The sequence below is a fragment of the Yoonia sp. TsM2_T14_4 genome, assembly GCF_049602355.1.
Taxonomy (GTDB): domain Bacteria; phylum Pseudomonadota; class Alphaproteobacteria; order Rhodobacterales; family Rhodobacteraceae; genus Yoonia; species Yoonia vestfoldensis_A.
The window spans coordinates 1,062,844-1,085,066 of sequence record NZ_CP187137.1; the positions used below are offsets into that span (position 1 = coordinate 1,062,844).

Sequence of the window (22,223 nt, forward strand, 5' to 3'; positions counted from 1 at the left end):
TTGTCATTGCCGGCATTGGGCGGCGGGGCCTTTGGCGGACCGACCGGTGGAAAACCCCGACAATGATCCGACTAGCCCAAAAGTGGTGGTCGGATCAACACTAGTGGATGCCGTGTACCGGCGCGAGGCGGAAACCGCGAGGGTCACACATTCGTTTTGCCAAGTGAAACCCAAGCCTGCCTGCACCGGCCGGTCAGCCGCCACGTTATAGCGCGCATCCGCCGACATCCGCAGCGTCTCGGTCAGCTGGAAACCGCTATCCAGCGTCCATTCCGAAATCGTGTCGAACCGGTTTTCGGCCTGATCGCGTCCCTGCCAGATATAGGTCGCCCCGACGGCAAGACGCTCGTTGCTCCAGCGGGCGCGGCCATCGGTGCGGGTGGTTTCGATATCGTCGTCGAACAGCCCGCGCAATTCGATCAAGAACCCGCCCGCTGTCGTATATTGCCCCGACACCAGCCAATCCGAATCCGTGCCGTCCAGACCAGAGGAGGGCGTGAAATCCGGCTGCGCGCGGTCGCGAAACACCCGCCCGAAGGTTAGCGACGACGCGCCGCCCGCCGGTCCCAGCCGTGTCCATGTCAGCCCTGCAGCCAATTGGGTGCCGGTTTCGACCGCGTCCTGCCCGGTGAAACGGCTGCGGTCGAACAGGTTGGCGGGGTCAAATTCGCTGCGGGTGCTGTCCTCGTTGGGGGGGGATGCGCCATGAACCGCGGCCCAGCTGAGCGTCAGCGTGGGTTCGATCAGATGCCGCGCCACCCCCTGCCGCGCCCCCACCTGCCGCGCGAGCGGCCAGCGCAAGGTGGCCAAGCCGCTGGGCACAAGGCGCAGATCGGTGCCGGGATAGGCGCTGTCGTCGCGCACCTGATAGATATCGCTGCGCAGGCCGGTCTGTGCCGTGGCCACAAACCCGCCCGGCAAGATCACGTCGCGCCGCCAATCCGCGCGCCCGCCTGCGCGGGTCACATCACGCCCCGCGCTGCCATCGGTGGTATCGGGGCGATAGGCGGTATCGATGCTGGTCGCATAGCTCAGCGTGCCGCCAAAACCGGGCTGCATGCGGGCCTCGCGCCGCACCTCGCCGATGATCGGCGGCAGCGATGCGTTGGTTTCAACCTCGCGCAGGGTCTGGAAATAGCTGAACCGCAATTCGTTCAGACTGGTGTTGGTGACGCGCACAAGGCTCAGCCCGCTTTCCAGCCGGTCTTTGTCGTCATAATCGTAATCCAGCAGATAGGCTTTGTCGGACACGGTTTCGACATTGAATTGCAGCTTGTAGTTGTCGGGCAGGCTGAACGCGCCAGTGGCGAACAGATAAGACCGCAGATCGTCTTGCAACGTGTCATCGCTGACCGCACCGCGAACCGTCACTGATCCGCTGGCAAAGGCGCGGCGCAGTTCCAGTTCCATCGTGCGCGTTTGCGCCGAGACATAAGGCGACAGGGTCATATCGGCATGATCGCCCAGCGTGATGAAATAGGGCAGCTTGATCCCGGTGCCCAATTGGCTGGTGCTGCGCTGGCGCGGGATCAAGAACCCCGTCGCGCGGTCCAGTGTCGGATCGGGTAGGCGCATGGCGGGCAGCCAGAACAAGGGCAGGCCGCGCACAAGAAAGGTGGCGTTTTCGAAATATAGCTGTTGTTCGAGCGTGTCATGCGTCACCTTTTCAGCGCGGATTTCCCACAAAGGCGCGCGGGTGCCACAGACCCGGCAGGATGACGCCGTGCTGCGATAGAGTTGCAAATACCGCCCGTCGCGTCGGTCGATCTGGTTGGCGGCCAGTTGCAATTGCTGGTCCAGCACGATGCGCGCCCCCAGCAAGATGCCGTTTTCCAGCCGTGGGTCCAGATCGCCACTGTCAGCGGTCAGCACATCGCCCGCCGCATCCTGCAAGGTGATCGGGCCAGTGATGATCAGCCGGTCGGCGCTGCGGTCATAGATGATCTGGCTGGCGCGCAGCCGGGTGCCAACGAAAAACGCCACGACATTGCCGCTGGCGATCAGCCGGTCATCGGCCGATAGCGTGACATGATCCGCGACCAGCGTTGCCACGTTCTGTGCGCGCGCCAACTGCGGCAGCAGCAGCAGGATCAGGACCAGCCAGCGCATCAGCCGTCCTCGTTATGCAGCAAGATGCCAAGCGACAGCGCCATCGCCGCCAGCGGTGGCGCCCATGCGGCCAAGGCGGCGGGCAATTGCCCGTTCTCGCCCAGCACCTGCGCGAAATTGCGGATAAAATAGATCACAAAGGCCAGCAAGATGGCTGTCATCACCGCCAGCCCTGTGCGCCCGCCGCGCTGGTGGCGGATCGTGAAACTGGCCCCGATCATCACCATCGCCATCAGGAATACCGGCTGTGCGATTTCACTATGCAGCCAGACCAGATGGCGCTGCGCGGAAAAACCCGCCTCGCGCAGCCGGTCGATAAAGGCGGGCAATTGCCAGATCGGGATCGACGAGGGCGTGCCGAAACTGTCGCGGATCTGGTCGGGTGTCAGCGTTGACGCGATACGCATTGTGGCTTGTGTGACGGCCCCTGCTTCTGGCGTCAGGGTGCCACCGAAGGTCCAGACCTTGGCATTGCGCAGCACCCAAGCACCATCTGTCAGCACCGCCGAGGCGGCATTGACGCGCCGCGCAGGCCCGACATCGGGCGTAAAGGTCAGGAATGTCACGTCGGTCAGAACCGTGCCGTCCAGATTGGCCCCTGCCGCGCGGATCACGGTTTGTTCGTCACTGGCGCCCTGGCGCAGCCACAAGCCGGATGACCCGATCGACAGGGCCGAGGCATTGCCGCGCAAGGCGCCGCCGCGGGCCTCGTATTCTTTGGATGTCGCCGCCACGATGGGGTTCAGCACTGCAACCGCAACGATCCCGATCAACAGCCCCACCGCCAAAGGTGCCAATATGGCGCGTAGCGCCGAACGCCCCGCTGCGCGTGTCACCACCAATTCCGATGACCGTGCCAGCCCCAAAAACAGCCCGATCGCCGCAAGGATCATGATCAGCGGCAGGATTTCGTAAATTGCGCGCGGGATATTCAGCAGCGTCAGCGTCAGCAGGTCGCGCAACCCCGCTTCGGCACTGGCATAGCGGCGCGATTGTTCGACAAGATCAAGAAACAGCATGATCAGAAAAAATACCGCCAGCACCCCCAGAAAGGTCATCAGGAACCGGCGCGCGAAGTAGCGGTGCAGGATCATGCGGGCACCCCTGCGCTGGGGCGGCGCTTGAACAGATAGGGCCGGCTGGCCCAGAACAACAAACACCACACGATGACCAACCCGCCGGCACCGGGCAGATAGGTCAGAAACCACAGCTGCGCATCGGCGCGTGCTGCGTTCAGCCCGGCGGTTTCCAGCGCCTTGACCACCACAATCAGCGCAATCGCCGCCACGATCTGCCGCCAGACACCAAACCGGCTATAGCTGCCCACCATTAGCGTGGCAAAACCGATCAGCGCCGCCACCATGCCCAGCAAGGACTGGCTGAACCTGTCATGCCCGTCCGCGATCATGCGCGCTGCGGAACTTCCGGTTTCGGCGACAAGCGCGGGTGTCGGGTGCAACAGCTCCCAAGTGGACAGATGCGATGCCCGCCGCCCCGCCTGTGTCACAGGGGCCAGCAAGCCCCCGACATTATAAGAGAATTCGGCAAAGCGTGTGGTGAACAGCCGCTGGTCGGCCAGACGCAGGGTCTGGACCATGCCGTCGATCATCACCAGCTGGGTTTCCTGCGCCTCGCGCACCAGAAAGGCCCGCGACGCAGTATAGGTGACTTGGTCCTCGATCCCGCGGGTATCGGACAAAAACAGGTCGAACAATTCGCCGTCGGGGCTCAGGTCGCGGATGTAAAAGGTCACACCCGCGATCGGTTCGGTGAATGTGCCGGGCGTTAGCAGGCGGGCGGTGACGTTGCGCGCGATTTCGGTCTGGCGCAGGGCCAGTTGCGCGGCGCTGCGCGGGACCAGAAAATGCATCAGCAAGGACATCAGCAGCGCCACGATCAGCCCGAAATACAACACCGGCCGCGCGATGCGAAACAGCGAATAGCCCGTCGCCTGCACCACGACCAATTCGCTGTCGTTGGTCATCCGGTTGGTGACATAGATCGCGGCGGCAAAAGCCGCCAAAGGCAGCGCCAGCCGGATCACCGATGGCAGCGTCAGCGCGGTAAATTCGACAAAGACCCCCGCCGATTGGCCATCCGCGATCAATTGGTCAAACAGCAACACCGCGCGGTTGATCGAATAGACCAGCACCAGCACCAGTCCGAAAAATCCGCACAGCATGATCAGCTGGGACAGCATATACCTGTCAAATCGTGCCAAACGCTGGATCCTCTTGCTCTGCCCTTGCGGCAAACTAGCCTAAGCCGGAGCCGGGTTGAACAGCTAACTGGCCTTTGGCGGGCCTGCGGGCTAGGTATCGCTGATCACATCACCCGACAGGAGCCGCCATGCCCATCCCCGCAGAAATCCGATTTGCCGATACCGACCTTGACCAGATCGCCACGGCGGCGGGCAAGATCGCCGTTTTCGTGGATATGGATGGCCGGATGGATACAGCCGGGCGCAAGCTCAACAGCCTGACGCGCAAGGCGCTCGACCGGCTGATCCACAGCGACAGGTTCACCAAGATGGCGGCGGGCGATCTGGCCGTGATCAGCTATCCGGCGGGGCTGGCAGCCGATGCGCTTTGCGTGGTCAAGCTGGCGCGCCGCCCCTCGGTGGCCGAGGCGCGCAAGGCCGGCGCGCAGCTGGCCAAGGCGCAGAACGGGCAGGATCTGACCGTGCTGGCCGGCACAACGCCGCGCGCGGCCGATATTGCACTTGGGCTGGCGTTGCGCGGGTATCATTTCGACACGCATAAAACCGGCGACAAACCCGCCCCCGGCAAGGTGTGTTTCATGGTCGCCGATCCCGAATCCGTGGCAAAAACCGCAGCCCCGATGGCCGCGATCGCCGAAGGCGTGTTCTTTACCCGTGATCTGACCAATGAGCCCGCCAATGTGCTGACGACCGATGATTTCGCCGCACGGCTGGCGGCGATGCAGGAATTAGGGCTTGATGTCGAGATTCTGGAGGAGCCGGATCTGGTCCGGCTCGGGATGCGCACGCTCTTGGCCGTGGGGCAGGGATCGGACAGCCCGTCCAAGGTGGTGGTGATGTCGTGGAACGGCGGCAAGACAGGCGATGCGCCTTTTGCGCTGGTGGGCAAGGGCGTCGTGTTCGATACCGGCGGGATCAGCATCAAACCTGCCGCCGGCATGGAAGAAATGACCATGGATATGGGCGGCGCAGGTGTTGTGGCAGGCGTGATGCGGACGCTGGCCCTGCGCAAGGCGCGCGCCAATGTCGTGGGCATCGTGGGGCTGGTGGAAAACATGCCGTCAGGATCAGCCACGCGGCCGGGCGATGTGGTGCGGTCCATGAAAGGCGACAGCGTCGAGATTATCAACACCGATGCAGAAGGGCGGCTCGTGCTGGCCGATGTGCTATGGTATGCGCAAGACAGGTTCAAACCCTGCGCGATGATCGATCTTGCCACGCTGACCGGCGCTATTCTGGTGGCTTTGGGGCATGAAAATGCAGGGCTGTTTTCAAATGATGACGCGCTTTGCGCCCAGTTTTTGCGTGCCGCCGAGGCCGAAGGCGAAGGCGCATGGCGGATGCCCTTGGCCAAACCCTATGACGCGCTGATCAAATCGCAGATCGCGGATATGAAAAACGTGGGTGGGCGGTATGCGGGGGCGATCACGGCGGCGCAATTTCTGCAACGCTTTGTCAAGGATGACGTGCCATGGTGCCATCTGGACATCGCCGGGGTGGCGCATGTGAAATCCGAAACCGCACTGGCCCCTGCGGGGGCGACCGGCTGGGGCGTCATGGCGCTGAACCGGCTGATCGCGGACAATTTCGAGGCTTAAATGGGCGCGGTCTTTTTCTACGAATTGCAAGGCGCGCCGCTGGAAACGACCCTGCCGATGCTGTTGGACAAGGCGCGCGGTCAGGGCTGGCGGGTTCTGGTGCGCGGCACGGATCCCGCGCTGCTGGCGCAGCTGGACGCGGCGCTCTGGCAGGGGCCGGTCGATCATTTCCTGCCGCACGGGCTGGCAGGCGGGCCGCATGACGCGGATCAACCGATCCTGCTGGGCGATGTGCCTGCCGCTGGTTTCGCCTGCGTGATGGCGGTGGGTGGTGCGGCGGTGAGCGCAGAGGAGGCGTTGCTGCTTGCGCGCGCCTGCATCCTGTTCGACAGCGCCGAACACGCCAAGGCGCAGGCGCGCCTGCAATGGAAAACCCTGACCGATGCAGGCATCGCCGCGCAATATTGGGCGCAAGAGGATGGGCGCTGGGTCAAGAAGGCGGAACGTGACGCGCGCAGTGCGGGTGGATAGGGGCTTTGCCCCTTTTGCTGACTTGATCTGTGATCAAGTCGCGGAGGAAGATGAGCATTTTTGGAAATAAGAAGATGTGGATTTTTTTTGCATCTTCCGAGTTCAAATATCCCCACTGGAGGCTTGAAAGTTTTTAAAACGGAAAGCTTGCGTCGAAATCTTTGGGCAATTGTGGCGCGGGGGCGCAGGCTGCCAGCAGCAAGATCAGGGTCAGCGCGCGGATCACCTTGTCAGCACCATCGTGCCGTCGGAAATCTCGATCCGATCATAAAGGCCCAGATAGGACATGCCCAGCAGGCTGTCTTGCATGTCGCCGCCGTTGACGACGGCCTGTACCGGGCCGTCGGTGATGCCGCCCAATGTCATTGTGTCCAATGTGACGGGGGCGGTGCGCACAGCGCCATTGGCCGTGATCGCCATGCCCGAATAGGTCAGCGTTGCGGGATCAATGCCAACGCGCCGTGCGTCGCGTTCGGACAGCACGACATGGCTGGCACCGGTATCGACGATGAAGCGCACCGGTGTGTCGTTCACGGCGATTTCAACGAAATAATGCCCGCCTGCACCGCGCGGCATGGCGATGCGGCCATCGGACAGGGGGGTCTGGCGCGGAGTGACGTTCTGGCTGATGTCGCCCCACAGCCCGTAAGCCCCTATCACGCCAATAAAAATCAGTACCCAGATCGCGGCCTGTTGTGCCATCCGGCCAAGGTTGTTGCGCCCCGCGACGATGGCAGACCCGCCGATGGCGGCCCCCAGCAGCACAAGATAGGTCAGTTGCATGATCTGGTCAGTGGTCATGCTGCATCATATAGGGCTTATCCGCCGATGCCAAAGCCCCGCAGCCCGTCCAGCACGAATTGCACCGCCAAAGCCGCCAGCAACATGCCCAAGACACGGGTGACGATGTTCAATCCGGTCTTGCCCAAGGCCCGTTCGATCGTGGGGGCGACCAGAAAGGCCAGAAAGGTGATCAGCAGCACCGCCATCAGCACACCTGCAATCGCGCCGAAATCGGCGGCGGATGTGGCGTTGCCAGCCAGCAGGATGATCGTCGTGATCGCCCCCGGTCCCACGATCAAGGGCAGCGCCAGCGGAAAGACCGACGGATCATCCTGATGTTCGGCCTGACCTTCGGCGGCATTATCCGCGCGCCGCGCCTGTCTGCGCTGGAACAGCATATCAAGCGCTGTCAGAAAGAGCAGGATACCGCCCGCAATGCGGAATGCATCCATTGAAATGCCGATAAAGCCCAGCACCGCCTCGCCCACGAACAAGAACAGGATCATCAGCACGCCTGCCACGATACAGGCGCGCACGGCGATGGCGCGGCGTTGTTCGGCGCTCATGCCTTGGGTCAGCGCGATGAACACAGGCACCAGACCGGGGGGGTCCATGATGATGAACATCGTGGTGAAGGCCGCGATGAGGGCGGGCAGTTCGGTCATGCGTTTTGCGCTTTTTCCAGCTTTTCAAGGCTGGCCATCCACATCGCCTCGGCCCGGTTCAGACCGTCCATCACTTCGGCGTATTTCTTGTTCCAGGTGGCCAGCTCGCCTGCCTTTGTGTCTTCGTAAAGCGCGGGATCGGCCAGTTTCTTGGCCAGTTTGTCGCGCATTTCGTTGATCTTAGTCACACGCTCTTCGTTCTTGCGCACATCAGCGCGCAGCGCGAGGATTTCGTCGCGCGTGGGTTTGGGCGCGGCTTTGGCCTTGGGCTTGTCTTTTTCGGCGGGCTTGTCGGGCGTCAAAAGCAGGCGGCGATACGCCTCCAGATCGTCGTCATAGGATGTGACATGGCCGCCCTTGACCAGCCACAGCCGGTCGGCCACCATCGACAACAGATGCATGTCGTGACTGACAAGGATCACAGCGCCGGAATAGGCGGTCAGCGCCTCAACCAATGCTTCGCGGCTTTCGATATCAAGGTGGTTGGTCGGCTCGTCCAAGATTAACAGATGTGGCGCGGGCAGGGTCGCCAAGAGCAGCGACAGACGCGCCTTTTGCCCGCCTGACAGGCGCCCGACCTCTGTTTCGGCCTGATCGGCACCAAGGCCGAACCCCGCCAGACGTGCGCGCAACCGCGCCTGTCCTTCACTGGCGCGTTCGCGCATCAGATGCTGGAGTGGGGTTTCATCGACGTAAAGTTCATCGACCTGATGCTGGGCGAAAAACCCGATGCGCAGCTTGTTCGATGTCACCATCTTGCCGCGCGCGACATCAAGCCGCCCCGACAGCATTTTCGACAGGGTGGATTTGCCTTCGCCGTTGCGGCCCAGCAGGGCGATCCGGTCGTCCTGATCGATGCGCAGGTTCAGGTCATGCAGCACGATTGTGTTGCCATAGCCAACGGCGGCCCCTTCGGTGGCGATGATGGGGGGCGACAATTCTTCGGGTTCGGGAAAGGTGAAAACGGTGCGCGCGGCGTCTTCGGGGGCGCGGATGGTTTCCATCTTTTCCAGCATCTTGACGCGGCTTTGTGCCTGTTTGGCCTTGGACGCCTTGGCCTTGAACCGGTCCACGAAGGCCTGCAGATGCGCGCGCTTGGCGTCCTGTTTCTTGGCGGCTGACGCCATCAGCGCGCGTTTTTCGGCGCGCTGTTTGGCGAACATGTCATAGGTGCCGGTGTAGTAGATCAGCCCCTTTTCTTCCAGATGCAGGATGCCGCCGACCGACCGGTTCAGCAATTCGCGGTCGTGGCTGACGATCAGCACGGTATGGGGGTATTTGACGAGGTAAGCCTCGAGCCAGAGCGCGCCTTCGAGATCGAGATAGTTTGTCGGTTCGTCCAACAACAGCAGATCAGGTTCGCTGAACAAGACGGCGGCCAAAGCCACCCGCATCCGCCAACCGCCCGAAAAGGCCGAACAGGGCATTTGTTGTTCTTCATGGGTGAACCCCAGACCTTTGAGGATCGTGGCGGCGCGGGCCTCTGCCGACCAGGCGTCAATATCGGCCAGACGCGTCTGCACTTCGGCGATGCGCGACGGGTCGGTGGCGGTTTCGGCCTCGGCCAACAGCGCCTCGCGTTCGGTATCAGCGCGCAGCACGGTGTCGATCAATGACACTTCATTGCCGGGAACTTCTTGGGACACGCCGCCGATTTTCCAGCCTTTGGGAATACTGACGCTGCCGGTGTCCAGCACCATTTCGCCGCGGATAATGCGGAACAGGGTGGTCTTGCCCGACCCGTTGCGCCCCACAAGGCCGACCTTGTGGCCGGTGGGAATGGTGACAGTCGCGTTTTCGACCAATGTGCGGCCTTCAACGGAATAGGTAAGATCGGAGATTTTCAACATGCGCTTGCCTTGCCTGATCCCAAGGGCGGGGTCAATCGGGGGAAATGATCTATCGCTGCGGATGCGACCCTTTTCATGCCATGGCGCGCATGCTAGTGGGCAGGCAGTTCAACCCAAACCATGAAAGACACTGAAAAATGGCGATCCAGCGCACATTCTCGATTATCAAACCCGATGCGACCAAGCGTAACCTGACCGGCGCGATTGTTGCCAAATTCGAAGAAGCAGGCCTGCGCATTGTCGCGTCCAAGCGGATTCACCTGACACTGGCACAGGCGCAGCAATTTTACGGCGTTCACAAAGACCGGCCATTCTTTGGCGAGCTGTGTGAATTCATGATTTCCGAACCTATCGTTGTGCAGGTTCTGGAAGGTGAAGACGCCATTGCCAAGAACCGCGAAGTGATGGGTGCCACCAACCCTGCCGATGCAGCCCCCGGCACGATCCGCAAGGAATTCGCGCTGTCGATCGGTGAAAACTCGGTCCATGGGTCGGATGCGCCGGAAACGGCTGCCGAAGAAATCGCTTTCTTCTTTTCGGGTCTCGAACTCGTCGGATAAGTCGGCGTTCGCCGGGTCAGGTCGGGGTGAACCCCGACCTACGGGCCGTCCGCATCACGCGGGCGGCTTTTTTTGTGCCGGCACCACGCCGATCTGGTTCAGCATCTTTTCCAGCTCGCTTTGGCCGGTGTCGCAATAGCGCGCTTTCAAGTTGTCGAATTGTGCGCGCAACGCGTCTTTTTCGGCACCTTTGCAATCGTTCCATGGTCTGCCTTGCAGTGCCATATGCAGAACGTAATAGGCAATGAAATGCGGCCGCGCACCATTTGCAAGCAGGCGCGCATAAGCCGCATCCGCGCCGATTGCGTGCAGGGTTTGTGAATCCATGATGCCCGCCGCGCGCAGTGACGCCGCAACAGCGGGACCAATATTGCGGATTGTCTCTAGCGCTGGCATGGCACGAGTTTAACGCGCGCGCGAAAGAACGCCAGCGGTGTCAGATGCTGGCAAAAATCCATGACACCGGGTTTGTGCGACGATGGGCGATCTGGGTGGTCCGTCGCTGCTGCTTGTTTGCGCTTTTTCAGGCGGAAGGGTGATTTTCACCATCCCGCCCGACCAAGCGCGCCGTTCTCGTCGCACCCTTAAACATTAAGGCTTGCCGCGCTTGGGGCCAGTCATGCCGGCTTTGCCTGCCGGTTTGCGCGGTTTGGCAGCACCACCGGGCGGGGTGAACCGCTTGGTCGTGTCGGTGGCCGAAGGGCGTGGCTTGCCATCAGGCTTGGCAAAGGATGGCTTGCCAAAAGACGGCTTGCCCGCGTGGGCGAAACCGCCGGGTTTTTTGTCATCAGGCTTGCCTTTCCAGGCGGGTTTGCCGTCAGGCTTGCTGTCGGATTTGCCTTTCCACGCAGGTTTATCATCCGATTTGCCCTTGTAGGCGGGTTTACCGTCCGATTTGCCTTTATAGGCAGGCTTGTCATCTGACTTGGCCTTATAGGGGGGCTTGCTGTCGGATTTGCCTTTCCAAGCGGGTTTGTCGTCGGATTTGCCCTTATAGGGCGGCTTGTCGGATTTGCCTTTATAGGCGGGCTTGGCGCCATAGGCCACCAGCGCATCGCCGTGGTCGCGGCGTTCGGGTTTTTGACCCGGCTTGTGGCGCGGTTTGCGGGCCTGATCGTCGTCTGCGGCACCGGGGATCGGCTGGATCGGGGCGATATCGGCCTGTGCGGATGGTGGCGGCGCATCCTGACCCTGCGGCGCGTGGCGACGTGGTTTGGGTGTATCATAATCGCGCTTGGTTGTGCGCGGGCCGCGGTCACCGATCTGTGGCGCGCCGTCGATGGCAGACAATTTTGCCTGATTTTCCAGCACCATATCGGGGCCGATGGCGGCAAGGAAACCCGCCACGGCCGGTTCGGAGATTTCGACAAAGGTTTCGTCCGGCTGGATACGGATCGCGCCGATTTCGGTTTTCGTGATGCCACCGGCCTTGCAGATCATCGGCAAGAGCCAGCGTGCCTCGGCCTTGCCGTCGCGGCCCACATCGACGCGGAACCAGCGCGAGGGCCCAAAGGATTTGTGGTCGCGCGGGGGGCGGTCGGCATCGCCTTTGCGGTCGGGGGCAGCGGGGCCGTCCTTGTAGTCGCTCAGTTCCTCTGGCGCGGATTGTTTGCCTGCGTAAAGGCGCAGATAGGCGGCGGCGATTTTTTCGGGCGCATGTTGCGCCAGCAGGCGCGCGGCGAATTCCTGTTCGCTGTCGGTAAAGGTTTCCGACCAGACCGGATCGGTCAACAGGCGGTCTTCGTCTTTTGCGGTGACTTCATCGGCGGTGGGTGGCAGCGCCCACGTCGCCTGCAGCTTGCCCCATGTCAGCAGGTTCTGCGCGCGCCGTTTCATTTTCGCAGGCACGATCATCGCGGAAATGCCCTTGCGACCGGCGCGGCCTGTGCGCCCGGACCGGTGCAGCAGGATTTCGGCATTGGTCGGCAATTCGGCGTGGATCACCAGTTCAAGGTTTGGCAGATCGATACCGCGCGCGGCCACGTCGGTGGCCACACAAACCCGCGCACGCCCGTCACGCATCGCTTGCAGGGCATGGGTGCGCTCGGTCTGGCTCAGCTCGCCCGACAGCGCCACTGTGGCGAAACCGCGATTGGCCAGCCGCGTGGTCAGGCGGGTCACCATGGCACGGGTATTGGCAAAGACGATGGCATTGGGGGCGTCGTAGAACCGCAGCACGTTGATGATGGCCGCGTCGATATCGTGGTTGGCCACGGTCAGGGCGCGGTATTCGATGTCGCTGTGCTGGCTTTCCTTGGAGGTCGAGGCCACGCGTACGGCGTTCTTTTGATAAGATTGCGCGAGTTTCGCGATAGCCGCAGGTACGGTGGCCGAGAACATCAAGGTACGGCGGCTGGGCGGGGCTTGGTCGAGGATAAATTCGAGATCTTCGCGGAAGCCCAGATCCAGCATCTCGTCGGCTTCATCGAGGATGACGGCCTTGATGTCGGACAGATCGATCGTGTTGCGCATGATATGGTCGCGCAACCGCCCCGGCGTGGCGACGACAATCTGCGCGCCGCGTTCCAGGCTGCGTTTCTCATCGCGGAAATCCATGCCGCCGACGCAAGAGGCCAGCACAGCGCCGGTGCCGGCATAAAGCCATTGCAATTCGCGTTTGACCTGCAAGGCCAATTCACGCGTTGGCGCGATGACCAAGGCCAGCGGGCGGCCTGCGGGGCCGAATAGCCCGTCTTCGGGCAGGATGGTCGGGCCGATGGCCAGGCCAAAGCCCACCGTCTTGCCCGATCCGGTCTGTGCCGAGACCAGCAGATCCTGATCGGCAACTGCTGCATCTGTTACCGCCACCTGCACGGGTGTGAGGTCGGTATAGCCTTGGGCGGACAGGGCGGCAGCAAGGGTCGGGATCATCGTCGTCATCAATCGGGTGCTTTCTGGGGCAGTGTAAACCACGCGCCCTACGCCTGCTTGTGCTGTTTGTATAGGGGCCTTGGCGATTTGTTGCCCACATGGACCGGGGCCAGCCCCGGACCCCGGGATATTTTTACTCCAACGATGAGGCCCGCGCGGCGAACCAGGCATCGATCCGGTGTTTGAGCGCGGACCATAGGGCCGGCGCGCCGCGCGCGACCTTTGCCCCGACGCGGGTTTCAAGCTGGGCGGCGGTGACGCCGTAGGCAGGCCATGTGCCGCCGCCGGTTTCAAGGTTCGCGATCACCGGCTGCACGCGGTCGATGGATTTGGCAAAGATCGCATCGGGGGTTTCTGCCGCTTCGAATTCGTCCCAGAGCGCGCGGAAATCCTGTGCCTGATCGGGCGGCAGCAAACCGAAGATGCGGCGAGCGGCGATCTGTTCGATCTGCGCCTGTGCCGCCGCGTCATGCGTGCCGTGGACCGGCATGTCGCCTGCGTCGATTTCCACCAGATCGTGGATCAACAGCATCCGGATCACGCGGTCGATGTTCACATCCGCCTGCGCCTGATCGCCCAGCACCAGCGCGTAAAGCGCGATATGCCAGCTGTGTTCGCCGCTGTTTTCGCGCCGTGAGCCATCGCACAGCGTTGTGGCGCGCAGCACGGATTTCAGTTTGCACGCCTCGGTCAGAAAGGCTAGTTGCGCTGCGATCCGGTCGGCTGTTGCAGCGCTACGCTTGTCCAGAGGCGTGTTGGCCATTGCCTAACGCGTGTTTTCGGTCAGACGCCGCCGGACATAGGTTTTCACCGTGTCGATCATCGGGTCCATATGCGGGTCTTCAAAGAAATGGCCGGCACCGGCGACTTCGTCATGGGTGACGGTGATGCCCTTTTGTTCATGCAGTTTGTTGACCAGATTGACGGTGTCTTGCGGCGGCGCGACCCGGTCGCTGCTGCCGTTGATGACGAGGCCAGAGGCCGGGCAGGGTGCCAGAAAGCTGAAATCATACATGTTGGCAGGCGGGCTGACCGAGATGAAGCCGGTGATTTCGGGCCGCCGCATTAAAAGCTGCATCCCGATCCAGGCACCAAAGGAAAACCCTGCGACCCAGCAATGTTTGGCATTGTTGTTCATCGCTTGCAGATAATCCAGCGCCGAGGCCGCATCGGACAATTCGCCCACGCCTTGGTCATATTCGCCCTGGCTGCGCCCGACACCGCGGAAATTGAACCGCAGCACGGTGAAGCCGAGGTTATAGAAAGCGTAATGCAGGTTATAAACCACGCGGTTGTTCATCGTGCCGCCAAATTGCGGATGCGGATGCAGGACGATGGCGATCGGGGCGTCACGGTCCTTTTGCGGATGATAGCGCCCTTCAAGGCGCCCTTCGGGTCCGGGGAAAATGACTTCGGGCATGGCGGTGTTCCGTCGCTGGTTGGGTGGCGACAGCAATCTTGACGAAAACTATCAGGCACCTTAGAAGGATTCTAAACTATGGGTTAACCCAAGTCTGGTTCACGGTGAAGTAATGACGCAGCCGTGCGCCGTCAATGTATTTGCTGGCATGGAACGGGGCGCGCGCGCATGAAGTTGAGCACCAAAGGCCGTTATGCGATGGTTGCGTTGGCTGATTTGGCCCTGCAGCCCGCCGATGCGTTGGTTAATTTGACCGAGATATCGAAGCGGCAGGATATATCCTTGCCCTATCTGGAACAATTGTTCGTCAAGCTGCGCCGCTCCGGGCTGGTTGATTCCGTGCGCGGGCCGGGCGGTGGGTATCGTCTGTCGCGCCCCGCGTCCGAGATTCGCGTGGCCGAGATTTTGGGCGCTGTGGATGAAACCGTATCGGCGATGCACAAGGGGGCGGGGGCGTCGGGCGGGGCCTCAGGCAGTCGCGCGCAATCACTGACCAACCGGTTGTGGGAAGGGTTAAGCGCGCATGTTTATGTGTTCCTGCATCAGGCGCGCCTGTCGGATGTGGTCAGCAATTCGCTGGCCCCTTGTCCGGCCGTGCCGGCCTTGTTCGAGATCGTCGATGAGGATTGAGCGCTGTCAGGGGGGCAGCCCGCGCCCCGGATGTGATCCGGGGCCTTGCCGGGATAGTTGGGCGCGCGTGACGCGATGAGGGTCTATCTGGATCATAATGCCACAACGCCTGTGCGGGCCGAGGCGCGCGCCGCGATGATTGCGGCGATGGATGCGGTGGGCAATCCGTCAAGCGTGCATGCCGAAGGCCGTGCTGCCAAAGCTATTGTGGAGCGTGCGCGCGCGCAGATTGCCGAGGCTGTCGGGGCAGGGACGGCCGATATTGTCTTTACCTCGGGTGCGACCGAGGCCGCGGCATTGGCGCTGGCCGGACGCGGGTTGCAGGCCAGCTTGGTCGAGCATGATGCGGTCCATGCCTGGGTCGATCCGGTGCTGCCGGTGCTGGCGGGCCGGGTGCAGGTCGTGGATGCGGCGCGCAGCACGGTGCAGCTGGCCAATTCCGAAACGGGGATCGTGCAGGACCTGCCCGCAGGGCTGGCGGTGTCCGATATTACCCAAGGTTTTGGTCGCGTGCCGTTTTCCTATGATTGGGCGGGCGTGCAGATGGTGTTTTTGTCGGCGCATAAATTCGGTGGCCCCAAGGGGGTTGGTGCCTTGATCCTGCCGCGCGGCCATGACCTGAATGCGCAGCTTAGGGGCGGTGGCCAAGAGATGGGCCGCCGGTCAGGCACCGAGAACGTGATCGGCATCGCGGGTCTGGGCGCTGCGGTGGCGGCGGCACAGGCCGATCTGGCAGCAGGCCGCTGGGAACAAATCGCCCAGTTTAGAAATATTCTAGAAATGGGCATTGAGGCTGCGGAAAAGAACACTATTTTTGTCGGGAAAGACCTGCCACGTCTTCCCAACACCAGCTGTTTTGTGACATCGGGCTGGAAGGGTGAAACGCAGGTCATGGCGATGGACTTGGCGGGATACGCTGTTTCGGCGGGATCGGCCTGTTCGTCGGGCAAGGTAAAACAAAGCCGCGTTTTGCGCGCGCTGGGTCTGGATGACGATGCTGCAGCTGGTGCGCTGCGGGTGTCATTGGGGCTTGAGACAACAGAAGATCAGGTTTTGCGCTTTGTGCAGGCCTGGACAGAAAAACGGGCGCGTCTGCGCGCGGCATGAGGGGAAGAAGATGACAGCTTTGGACAAGATCGAAGTAAAAGAAGGCGTCGATCAGGACACGGTCGATGCGGTCACGGCCCTGTCGGGCAATTATAAATACGGCTGGGAAACCGAGATCGAGATGGATTACGCCCCCAAAGGCGTAAACCCTGATATCGTGCGGCTGATTTCGTCTAAGAACGAAGAACCCGAATGGATGACCGAATGGCGTCTGCAAGCGTTCACGCGCTGGGAAAAGATGAATGAGCCGACCTGGGCGATGGTCAGCTATCCGCCGATCGATTTTCAGGACATTTATTATTATGCCCGTCCCAAAAGCATGGCGGTCAAGCCGAAATCCTTGGATGATGTCGATCCTAAGCTTTTGGCAACCTATGCCAAGCTGGGTATCCCGTTGAAGGAACAGGCTATTCTCGCCGGTGTTGAAGGCGCCGAAGACATGCCTGCCGAAGGCCGCAAGGTTGCCGTGGATGCGGTGTTTGACAGCGTTTCCGTCGGCACCACCTTTCAGGCGGAATTGAAAAAGGCCGGCGTGATCTTTTGCTCGATTTCCGAGGCGATCCGCGATCATCCCGAACTGGTCAAGAAATACCTTGGGTCGGTCGTGCCGCAGTCGGATAATTATTATGCCACGCTGAATTCGGCCGTGTTTTCGGATGGATCGTTCGTTTACATTCCGCCCGGCGTGCGCTGCCCGATGGAATTGTCCACCTATTTCCGCATCAATGCCGAAAATACCGGCCAGTTTGAACGCACGCTGATCATTGCGGATAAGGGGTCTTATGTCTCTTATCTTGAGGGCTGCACCGCGCCGAAGCGCGATGTCGCGCAATTGCATGCCGCCGTGGTCGAGATCATCATCGAAGAAGATGCAGAGGTGAAATATTCCACCGTACAGAACTGGTATCCGGGCGATGAAAACGGCAAGGGCGGGATTTATAACTTTGTCACCAAACGCGCCGATTGCCGTGGTGACCGGGCCAAGGTGATGTGGACCCAAGTGGAAACCGGATCAGCCGTCACATGGAAATACCCCAGCTGCATTTTGCGCGGCGACGACAGTCAGGGTGAATTCTATTCGATCGCCATCGCCAACAACATGCAGCAGGCCGATACCGGCACCAAGATGGTCCATCTGGGCAAGAATACCAAATCGCGGATCGTGTCTAAGGGCATCAGCGCTGGCAAGGCGCAGAACACCTATCGCGGGCTGGTGTCGATGCACCCCAAGGCCAAGAATAGCCGCAATTATACCCAATGCGACAGCCTGTTGATCGGTGATCAATGCGGCGCGCATACCGTGCCTTATATCGAGGTCAAGAATAATTCATCGCGGGTCGAGCACGAGGCGACGACATCCAAGGTGGATGATGACCAACTGTTTTATTGCCGCAGCCGTGGCATGGACGAGGAAGAAGCCGTCGCCTTGGTCGTCAACGGGTTCTGCAAAGAAGTGTTGCAGGCCCTGCCGATGGAATTTGCGATGGAAGCACAGGCGCTGGTTGCGATCTCGCTTGAAGGATCGGTCGGCTGACGCCGCGTGAATAAAGGAATATAATATGCTTGAAATCAATAACTTGCACGCCGAACTTGAAACTGACGCTGATGTCACGATCCTTAAGGGTCTGACGCTGTCGATCAAACCGGGCGAGGTGCATGCCATCATGGGCCCGAACGGGTCGGGCAAATCGACCCTGTCTTATGTGCTGTCTGGCAAGGATGGCTATTCCGTCACGGCGGGTTCGGCCATGCTCGAAGGTGTGGATTTGCTGGAGATGGAGCCCGAAGAACGCGCCGCAGCCGGCCTGTTTTTGGCGTTTCAATATCCTGTTGAAATCCCCGGTGTCGGCAATATGACCTTTTTGCGCACCGCTGTGAATGCGCAGCGCAAAGCGCGTGGCGAGGAAGAATTGAGTGCGGGAGATTTCCTGAAAGAAGTCCGCGCCAAGGCGAAAGATCTGCAGATCGACGCTGATATGCTCAAACGCCCCGTCAATGTGGGCTTTTCGGGCGGCGAGAAAAAGCGCAATGAAATCCTGCAGATGGCGATGCTGGAACCGAAAATGTGCATTCTGGACGAGACCGATTCCGGTCTGGATGTCGATGCGATGAAACTGGTCGCTGACGGTGTGAATGCGCTGCGGTCTGAAAACCGGTCGTTTCTGGTGATCACGCATTACCAGCGCCTGCTGGACCATATCAAACCCGATTTCGTGCATATTCTGGCGGATGGCAAAATCATCAAATCGGGCGGGCCGGAACTCGCGCTCGAGGTGGAAAACAACGGTTATGCCGATATTCTGGCAGGGGCTGCCTGATGGCTTTGGCGAAACTGAAACAGGATGCAACGCTGGCGCGGCTGGCGGGGATCACCTTGCCCGAGGGGGCGGCTTGGGCCACGGCGGCGCGCAGCGATGCGCTGGCGCGTTTGTCGGCGATGGGCCTGCCCACGCGGCGCGATGAATATTGGCGCTATACCGATCCTGCATCGCTGATTGTGGCGGATGCGCCGCCTGCGGCCTTGTTTGACAATGGCGAAGCGCCTTTGTTCGCAGGCGTGGACCGGATCGCGCTGGTGTTTGTGGACGGTGTGTTTGATGCTGCGCAATCGGATGATCTGGCGGGCGCGGGGATCGAAATCCACCGTCTGGCCGATGTCGCGCAGCGCGATATTCACTGGGCCAAGGATCTGTACGGCACGCTGGAAAGCCGCGGGCAGCATCCGGTGGAACGCCCGCTGGCGGCGCTGAACACCGCGATTGCCAGCGACGGGATCGTGATCCGCGCGACGGCAAAGGTGCAAAAACCCGTGCATCTGGTTTATCTGCACCAATCCGAGACATCGGATGTCACATTGCACAACCTTGTCCGGATCGAGGCGGGTGCCAGCCTGACCCTGCTGGAAACCGGCCCCGGTGCCGCGCGCCTGTCCACCTGTCTGGAGGTGGATATCGCTGATGCTGGCCAGTTCCATCATATCCGCGCGCAAGGCAGTGACCACGAACGCCGTGCCGTGACCCATTGTTTCGCGCAATTGGCTGCCGAATCCGTGTTCAAATCCTTTACCCTGACCTTTAACGGGGTGTTGACGCGCAACGAATGCGTGATCGACATGCGTGGCGATGATGCCGTGGCCCATGTGGCGGGGGCTTGCGTCGGTGACGGCGGGGATTTCCACCATGATGACACCGTGTTCGTCACCCATGATGCGCTGCGCGGCGAAAGCCGTCAGGTGTTCAAAAAGGTGCTGCGTAACGGGGCTGTTGGCGTGTTCCAAGGCAAGATCTTGGTCAAGCAGGGCGCGCAGAAAACCGATGGCTATCAGATCAGCCAATCCTTGCTGCTGGATGACGACAGCCAGTTTCTGGCCAAGCCGGAACTGGAAATCTATGCCGATGATGTGGCCTGTTCGCACGGGTCCACCACCGGGGCGATTGACGAGACGGCTTTGTTCTATCTGCGCTCTCGCGGTGTGCCGATGGAGGCTGCGCGCAACCTGCTGACGCTGTCTTTCCTTGCCGAAGCTTTGGCCGAAATCGAGGATCAGGCGCTGGCCGAGGAATTGCAGACCCGGCTGGAAGGCTGGCTGGCGCGGCGGGCCTGATGCCAGTCACCACCGACATCGTGCGAACATGGCGCGCGCCGCGTGCGGTGATGCGCAGCATATTGGATCAGGGCAGGCGGGAGGATCGGGCGATTGCCTATCTGATGATCGCCTGTTTTCTGATCTTTATCGCGCAATGGCCGCGCCTGTCGCGTCTGGCGGCGGGGTTCGATCTTGCCCCGGGGGCCGAGGTGCCGGCACTGGACCGGTTGATTGCCTATGAATTTGTGGCATGGCTGATGGTCTGGCCATTGTTCTTGTATTTTCTGGCGGGTACCACACATCTGGTGGCAAGGGTTCTGGGCGGCAAAGGCACGATGTTTGGCGCGCGGATCGCCCTGTTCTGGACGATGCTGGCGACCTCGCCTGCGATCTTGCTGCATGGGATGACACGCGGGTTCATCGGACCGGGGATCGAGACCAATATCGTCGGCGCCTTCTGGCTGGCGGCTTTTGCCATCATCTGGGTGCAATCAATGCGTGAAGCAGAAAGCAGACCATGAATATCACGATGCAATCCGCCACGCGCGCCCTGTGGGGGGCGATCATTGATCCGGCCACAGCCGCAAGGCTGGTGCTGGACTGGCGGCTTGGCCTTGGCAACATGTGGATGGCGCTTGCGCTGGTCGCGGTGCTGAACGTGCTGATGCTGGCGCTGTTGCAGGCCGCATCCCCGATGCCTGTGATGGCGCAGGGTGGCATGATGCTGACCCCGTTCAGCTATGCCATGATTATCACCATATTTCTGTTTTTGCTGGTCTATACGATCTATCACGTCGGCCGCATGATGGGCGGGCAGGGCACAGTCGAAGACAGCGTGACCGTCATCGTCATGTTCCAGTCGATCAGTGTCGCGCTTGAGGCCGTGCAGGTCCTGCTGGTGCTGATCAGCCCCCAGATCGCGTCGATCTTTGGGCTGGTGTCGCTGGCGGTCCTGACCCGCTGCATGGTCAATTTCGTCAATGTGATGCATCGCTTTGACAGCCTTGGCAAATCCCTTGCCACGATGATTTTCGCCGTGATCGGCACTGCGCTGATCGCAGGCATCGTTCTGACAGTTCTGGGCATCGCCCCAACCGGAGGTCAGATATGACCCTAGATATCGCAAAAGTCCGCGCCGATTTCCCGATCCTGTCGCGGCAGGTCAATGGCAAGCCATTGGTTTATCTGGACAATGGCGCATCGGCGCAGAAACCGCAGGTCGTGATCGATGCGGTGACGCAGGCCTATGCCCATGAATATGCCAACGTCCATCGGGGCCTGCATTACCTGTCGAACCTTGCGACCGAGAAATACGAGGCCGTGCGCGGCACCATCGCGCGGTTTTTGAATGCGGCGTCCGAGGACGAGATCATCATGAATTCCGGCACCACCGAGGGGATCAATATGGTCGCCTATGGCTGGGCCATGCCACGGATGGAAGCGGGCGACGAAATCGTGCTGTCGATCATGGAACATCACGCCAATATTGTGCCGTGGCATTTCCTGCGTGAACGCCAGGGCGTTGTGATCAAATGGGTCGATGTCGACACACGCGGCGATCTGGACCCGCAAAAGGTGATCGACGCCATCGGCCCAAAAACCAAGCTGGTCGCGGTAACCCATATGTCCAACGTGCTGGGCACCGTGGTTGATATTGCCAAGATCACCGCAGGCGCGCATGCCAAGGGCGTGCCGGTGCTGGTCGATGGATCACAGGCCGCGGTGCATATGCCGGTGGATGTGCAGGCTTTGGGCTGCGATTTCTATGCGATCACCGGGCATAAACTCTATGGCCCGTCGGGGTCCGGCGCGATTTATGTGCGCCGCGAACGGATGGCCGAAATGCGCCCTTTCATGGGGGGCGGCGACATGATCCGCGAGGTCGGGCGCGACAGCGTGACATGGAATGACCCGCCCATGATGTTCGAGGCAGGCACACCCGGCATCGTGCAGATGATTGGGCTGGGCGTGGCGCTGGATTACATGACCGGCCTTGGCATGGACAAGATCGCCGAACATGAACGGCAGTTGCGCAATTATGCCCGCGACCGGCTGGACGGGCTGAACTGGGTGCAGGTGCAAGGCACGTCGGACACCAAGGGCGCGATCTTTTCTTTCACGCTGAACGGTGCCGCGCATGCGCATGACATTTCCACTGTGCTGGATAAAAAGGGCGTGGCGGTGCGTGCCGGATCGCATTGCGCGATGCCGCTGATGGATCACATCGGCGTGCCGGCGACCTGCCGCGCGTCATTCGGCCTTTATAATACGGTCGAAGAAGTCGATGTGCTGATCGACGCGTTGGAACTGTGCCACGATCTGTTCAGCTGATGTTTTTGCATTGCGACCCCG

The 22,223-nt window shown here is 61.0% G+C and carries 21 protein-coding genes; 11 read left to right on the top strand and 10 right to left on the bottom strand.

Going from position 1 to position 22,223, the window contains the following annotated elements; translation table 11 throughout:
- Positions 1–3: 3 nt before the first annotated feature.
- From ACPF9B_RS05215 to ACPF9B_RS05225, 3 genes are read right to left on the bottom strand one after another with little or no spacing between them, the layout of a single operon-like run.
- Entirely contained in the window at positions 4–2,109 is a 2,106-nt protein-coding gene (locus ACPF9B_RS05215; RefSeq protein WP_424179723.1) for an LPS-assembly protein LptD, read from the bottom strand.
- Positions 2,109–3,203, bottom strand: a complete 1,095-nt coding sequence (gene lptG, locus ACPF9B_RS05220; RefSeq protein WP_007205005.1) for an LPS export ABC transporter permease LptG — start codon at positions 3,201–3,203, stop codon at positions 2,109–2,111. The genes ACPF9B_RS05215 and lptG overlap by 1 nt, the downstream gene beginning before the upstream one ends.
- Positions 3,200–4,309, bottom strand: a complete 1,110-nt coding sequence (locus tag ACPF9B_RS05225) for an LptF/LptG family permease (RefSeq protein ID WP_007205004.1) — start codon at positions 4,307–4,309, stop codon at positions 3,200–3,202. The genes lptG and ACPF9B_RS05225 overlap by 4 nt, the downstream gene beginning before the upstream one ends.
- 149 nt (positions 4,310–4,458) lie before the next feature.
- Here ACPF9B_RS05225 and ACPF9B_RS05230 point away from each other — a divergent pair, with 149 nt between their 5' ends.
- Together ACPF9B_RS05230 and ACPF9B_RS05235 are read left to right on the top strand one after the other, a co-directional pair.
- Positions 4,459–5,928: a leucyl aminopeptidase gene (locus ACPF9B_RS05230; RefSeq protein ID WP_424179725.1), complete on the top strand. Its 1,470-nt coding sequence runs from the start codon at positions 4,459–4,461 to the stop codon at positions 5,926–5,928.
- On the top strand, positions 5,929–6,399 hold the full coding sequence (locus tag ACPF9B_RS05235) for a DNA polymerase III subunit chi (protein ID WP_424179727.1): 471 nt from the start codon (positions 5,929–5,931) through the stop codon (positions 6,397–6,399). It abuts the gene before it with no gap.
- A gap of 222 nt (positions 6,400–6,621) precedes the next feature.
- Here the strand turns inward: ACPF9B_RS05235 and ACPF9B_RS05240 are convergent, their stop codons facing one another.
- The 3 genes from ACPF9B_RS05240 to ACPF9B_RS05250 are packed head-to-tail and all read right to left on the bottom strand — an operon-like array spanning position 6,622 to position 9,697.
- Entirely contained in the window at positions 6,622–7,200 is a 579-nt protein-coding gene (locus ACPF9B_RS05240) for a retropepsin-like aspartic protease family protein (protein ID WP_424179729.1), read from the bottom strand.
- Between the two features lie 17 nt (positions 7,201–7,217).
- Positions 7,218–7,847 carry a MarC family protein gene (locus ACPF9B_RS05245; protein WP_007204999.1) on the bottom strand — a complete coding sequence of 210 codons (630 nt, stop codon included), beginning with the start codon at positions 7,845–7,847 and terminating at the stop codon, positions 7,218–7,220.
- The gene (locus ACPF9B_RS05250) at positions 7,844–9,697 is read right to left on the bottom strand and encodes an ABC-F family ATP-binding cassette domain-containing protein (protein WP_007204998.1); all 1,854 of its coding nucleotides are present in this window, start codon (positions 9,695–9,697) and stop codon (positions 7,844–7,846) included. The genes ACPF9B_RS05245 and ACPF9B_RS05250 overlap by 4 nt, the downstream gene beginning before the upstream one ends.
- Before the next feature lie 137 nt (positions 9,698–9,834).
- Here ACPF9B_RS05250 and ndk point away from each other — a divergent pair, with 137 nt between their 5' ends.
- Complete coding sequence (gene ndk / locus ACPF9B_RS05255) at positions 9,835–10,257, top strand: nucleoside-diphosphate kinase (protein WP_007204997.1); 423 nt, start codon at positions 9,835–9,837, stop codon at positions 10,255–10,257.
- A 54-nt stretch (positions 10,258–10,311) separates the two neighbouring features.
- Here the strand turns inward: ndk and ACPF9B_RS05260 are convergent, their stop codons facing one another.
- The 4 genes from ACPF9B_RS05260 to ACPF9B_RS05275 form a co-directional block, all read right to left on the bottom strand.
- Positions 10,312–10,653: a TfoX/Sxy family DNA transformation protein gene (locus ACPF9B_RS05260; RefSeq protein ID WP_424179732.1), complete on the bottom strand. Its 342-nt coding sequence runs from the start codon at positions 10,651–10,653 to the stop codon at positions 10,312–10,314.
- A 195-nt stretch (positions 10,654–10,848) separates the two neighbouring features.
- Complete coding sequence (locus tag ACPF9B_RS05265) at positions 10,849–13,128, bottom strand: DEAD/DEAH box helicase (RefSeq protein WP_424180358.1); 2,280 nt, start codon at positions 13,126–13,128, stop codon at positions 10,849–10,851.
- 133 nt (positions 13,129–13,261) lie between these two features.
- Positions 13,262–13,891: an HD domain-containing protein gene (locus tag ACPF9B_RS05270; protein WP_424179734.1), complete on the bottom strand. Its 630-nt coding sequence runs from the start codon at positions 13,889–13,891 to the stop codon at positions 13,262–13,264.
- Positions 13,892–13,894: 3 nt separating this feature from the next.
- Positions 13,895–14,548: an alpha/beta hydrolase gene (locus ACPF9B_RS05275; protein ID WP_007204993.1), complete on the bottom strand. Its 654-nt coding sequence runs from the start codon at positions 14,546–14,548 to the stop codon at positions 13,895–13,897.
- Positions 14,549–14,716: 168 nt separating this feature from the next.
- On the opposite strand from ACPF9B_RS05275, the gene ACPF9B_RS05280 reads away from it, so the two are divergent.
- The 8 genes from ACPF9B_RS05280 to ACPF9B_RS05315 all read left to right on the top strand — a co-directional run bounded on the left by ACPF9B_RS05280 (position 14,717) and on the right by ACPF9B_RS05315 (position 22,202).
- Entirely contained in the window at positions 14,717–15,178 is a 462-nt protein-coding gene (locus ACPF9B_RS05280) for an Rrf2 family transcriptional regulator (protein ID WP_007204992.1), read from the top strand.
- A gap of 75 nt (positions 15,179–15,253) precedes the next feature.
- Positions 15,254–16,285 carry a cysteine desulfurase family protein gene (locus tag ACPF9B_RS05285; RefSeq protein WP_424179737.1) on the top strand — a complete coding sequence of 344 codons (1,032 nt, stop codon included), beginning with the start codon at positions 15,254–15,256 and terminating at the stop codon, positions 16,283–16,285.
- Positions 16,286–16,295: 10 nt separating this feature from the next.
- A complete protein-coding gene (gene sufB, locus ACPF9B_RS05290) occupies positions 16,296–17,819 on the top strand; it encodes a Fe-S cluster assembly protein SufB (protein WP_007204990.1) in 1,524 nt (507 codons plus the stop codon).
- A gap of 25 nt (positions 17,820–17,844) precedes the next feature.
- Positions 17,845–18,603 carry a Fe-S cluster assembly ATPase SufC gene (gene sufC, locus ACPF9B_RS05295; protein ID WP_007204989.1) on the top strand — a complete coding sequence of 253 codons (759 nt, stop codon included), beginning with the start codon at positions 17,845–17,847 and terminating at the stop codon, positions 18,601–18,603.
- On the top strand, positions 18,603–19,889 hold the full coding sequence (locus ACPF9B_RS05300; protein ID WP_424179741.1) for a SufB/SufD family protein: 1,287 nt from the start codon (positions 18,603–18,605) through the stop codon (positions 19,887–19,889). The genes sufC and ACPF9B_RS05300 overlap by 1 nt, the downstream gene beginning before the upstream one ends.
- Positions 19,889–20,392: a hypothetical protein gene (locus ACPF9B_RS05305; RefSeq protein WP_007204987.1), complete on the top strand. Its 504-nt coding sequence runs from the start codon at positions 19,889–19,891 to the stop codon at positions 20,390–20,392. Before ACPF9B_RS05300 ends, ACPF9B_RS05305 begins: the two co-directional genes overlap by 1 nt.
- Entirely contained in the window at positions 20,389–20,982 is a 594-nt protein-coding gene (locus ACPF9B_RS05310) for a YIP1 family protein (protein WP_424179743.1), read from the top strand. Before ACPF9B_RS05305 ends, ACPF9B_RS05310 begins: the two co-directional genes overlap by 4 nt.
- A complete protein-coding gene (locus ACPF9B_RS05315; RefSeq protein ID WP_007204985.1) occupies positions 20,979–22,202 on the top strand; it encodes a cysteine desulfurase in 1,224 nt (407 codons plus the stop codon). The genes ACPF9B_RS05310 and ACPF9B_RS05315 overlap by 4 nt, the downstream gene beginning before the upstream one ends.
- Positions 22,203–22,223 lie beyond the last annotated feature (21 nt).

Bases quoted from the DNA above. Each gene is read 5' to 3' on its own strand.
- ACPF9B_RS05305 (WP_007204987.1), top strand. From the start codon at position 19,889: ATGCCAGTCACCACCGACATCGTGCGAACATGGCGCGCGCCGCGTGCG.
- ACPF9B_RS05265 (WP_424180358.1), bottom strand. From the start codon at position 13,128: ATGATCCCGACCCTTGCTGCCGCCCTGTCCGCCCAAGGCTATACCGAC.
- sufC (WP_007204989.1), top strand. From the start codon at position 17,845: ATGCTTGAAATCAATAACTTGCACGCCGAACTTGAAACTGACGCTGAT.
- ACPF9B_RS05315 (WP_007204985.1), top strand. From the start codon at position 20,979: ATGACCCTAGATATCGCAAAAGTCCGCGCCGATTTCCCGATCCTGTCG.
- ACPF9B_RS05300 (WP_424179741.1), top strand. From the start codon at position 18,603: ATGGCTTTGGCGAAACTGAAACAGGATGCAACGCTGGCGCGGCTGGCG.
- ACPF9B_RS05275 (WP_007204993.1), bottom strand. From the start codon at position 14,548: ATGCCCGAAGTCATTTTCCCCGGACCCGAAGGGCGCCTTGAAGGGCGC.
- ACPF9B_RS05270 (WP_424179734.1), bottom strand. From the start codon at position 13,891: ATGGCCAACACGCCTCTGGACAAGCGTAGCGCTGCAACAGCCGACCGG.
- ACPF9B_RS05230 (WP_424179725.1), top strand. From the start codon at position 4,459: ATGCCCATCCCCGCAGAAATCCGATTTGCCGATACCGACCTTGACCAG.
- sufB (WP_007204990.1), top strand. From the start codon at position 16,296: ATGACAGCTTTGGACAAGATCGAAGTAAAAGAAGGCGTCGATCAGGAC.
- ACPF9B_RS05245 (WP_007204999.1), bottom strand. From the start codon at position 7,847: ATGACCGAACTGCCCGCCCTCATCGCGGCCTTCACCACGATGTTCATC.
- ACPF9B_RS05280 (WP_007204992.1), top strand. From the start codon at position 14,717: ATGAAGTTGAGCACCAAAGGCCGTTATGCGATGGTTGCGTTGGCTGAT.
- ACPF9B_RS05285 (WP_424179737.1), top strand. From the start codon at position 15,254: ATGAGGGTCTATCTGGATCATAATGCCACAACGCCTGTGCGGGCCGAG.
- ACPF9B_RS05260 (WP_424179732.1), bottom strand. From the start codon at position 10,653: ATGCCAGCGCTAGAGACAATCCGCAATATTGGTCCCGCTGTTGCGGCG.
- ACPF9B_RS05215 (WP_424179723.1), bottom strand. From the start codon at position 2,109: ATGCGCTGGCTGGTCCTGATCCTGCTGCTGCTGCCGCAGTTGGCGCGC.
- ACPF9B_RS05240 (WP_424179729.1), bottom strand. From the start codon at position 7,200: ATGACCACTGACCAGATCATGCAACTGACCTATCTTGTGCTGCTGGGG.
- ACPF9B_RS05310 (WP_424179743.1), top strand. From the start codon at position 20,389: ATGAATATCACGATGCAATCCGCCACGCGCGCCCTGTGGGGGGCGATC.
- lptG (WP_007205005.1), bottom strand. From the start codon at position 3,203: ATGATCCTGCACCGCTACTTCGCGCGCCGGTTCCTGATGACCTTTCTG.
- ACPF9B_RS05250 (WP_007204998.1), bottom strand. From the start codon at position 9,697: ATGTTGAAAATCTCCGATCTTACCTATTCCGTTGAAGGCCGCACATTG.
- ndk (WP_007204997.1), top strand. From the start codon at position 9,835: ATGGCGATCCAGCGCACATTCTCGATTATCAAACCCGATGCGACCAAG.
- ACPF9B_RS05235 (WP_424179727.1), top strand. From the start codon at position 5,929: ATGGGCGCGGTCTTTTTCTACGAATTGCAAGGCGCGCCGCTGGAAACG.
- ACPF9B_RS05225 (WP_007205004.1), bottom strand. From the start codon at position 4,309: ATGCTGTCCCAGCTGATCATGCTGTGCGGATTTTTCGGACTGGTGCTG.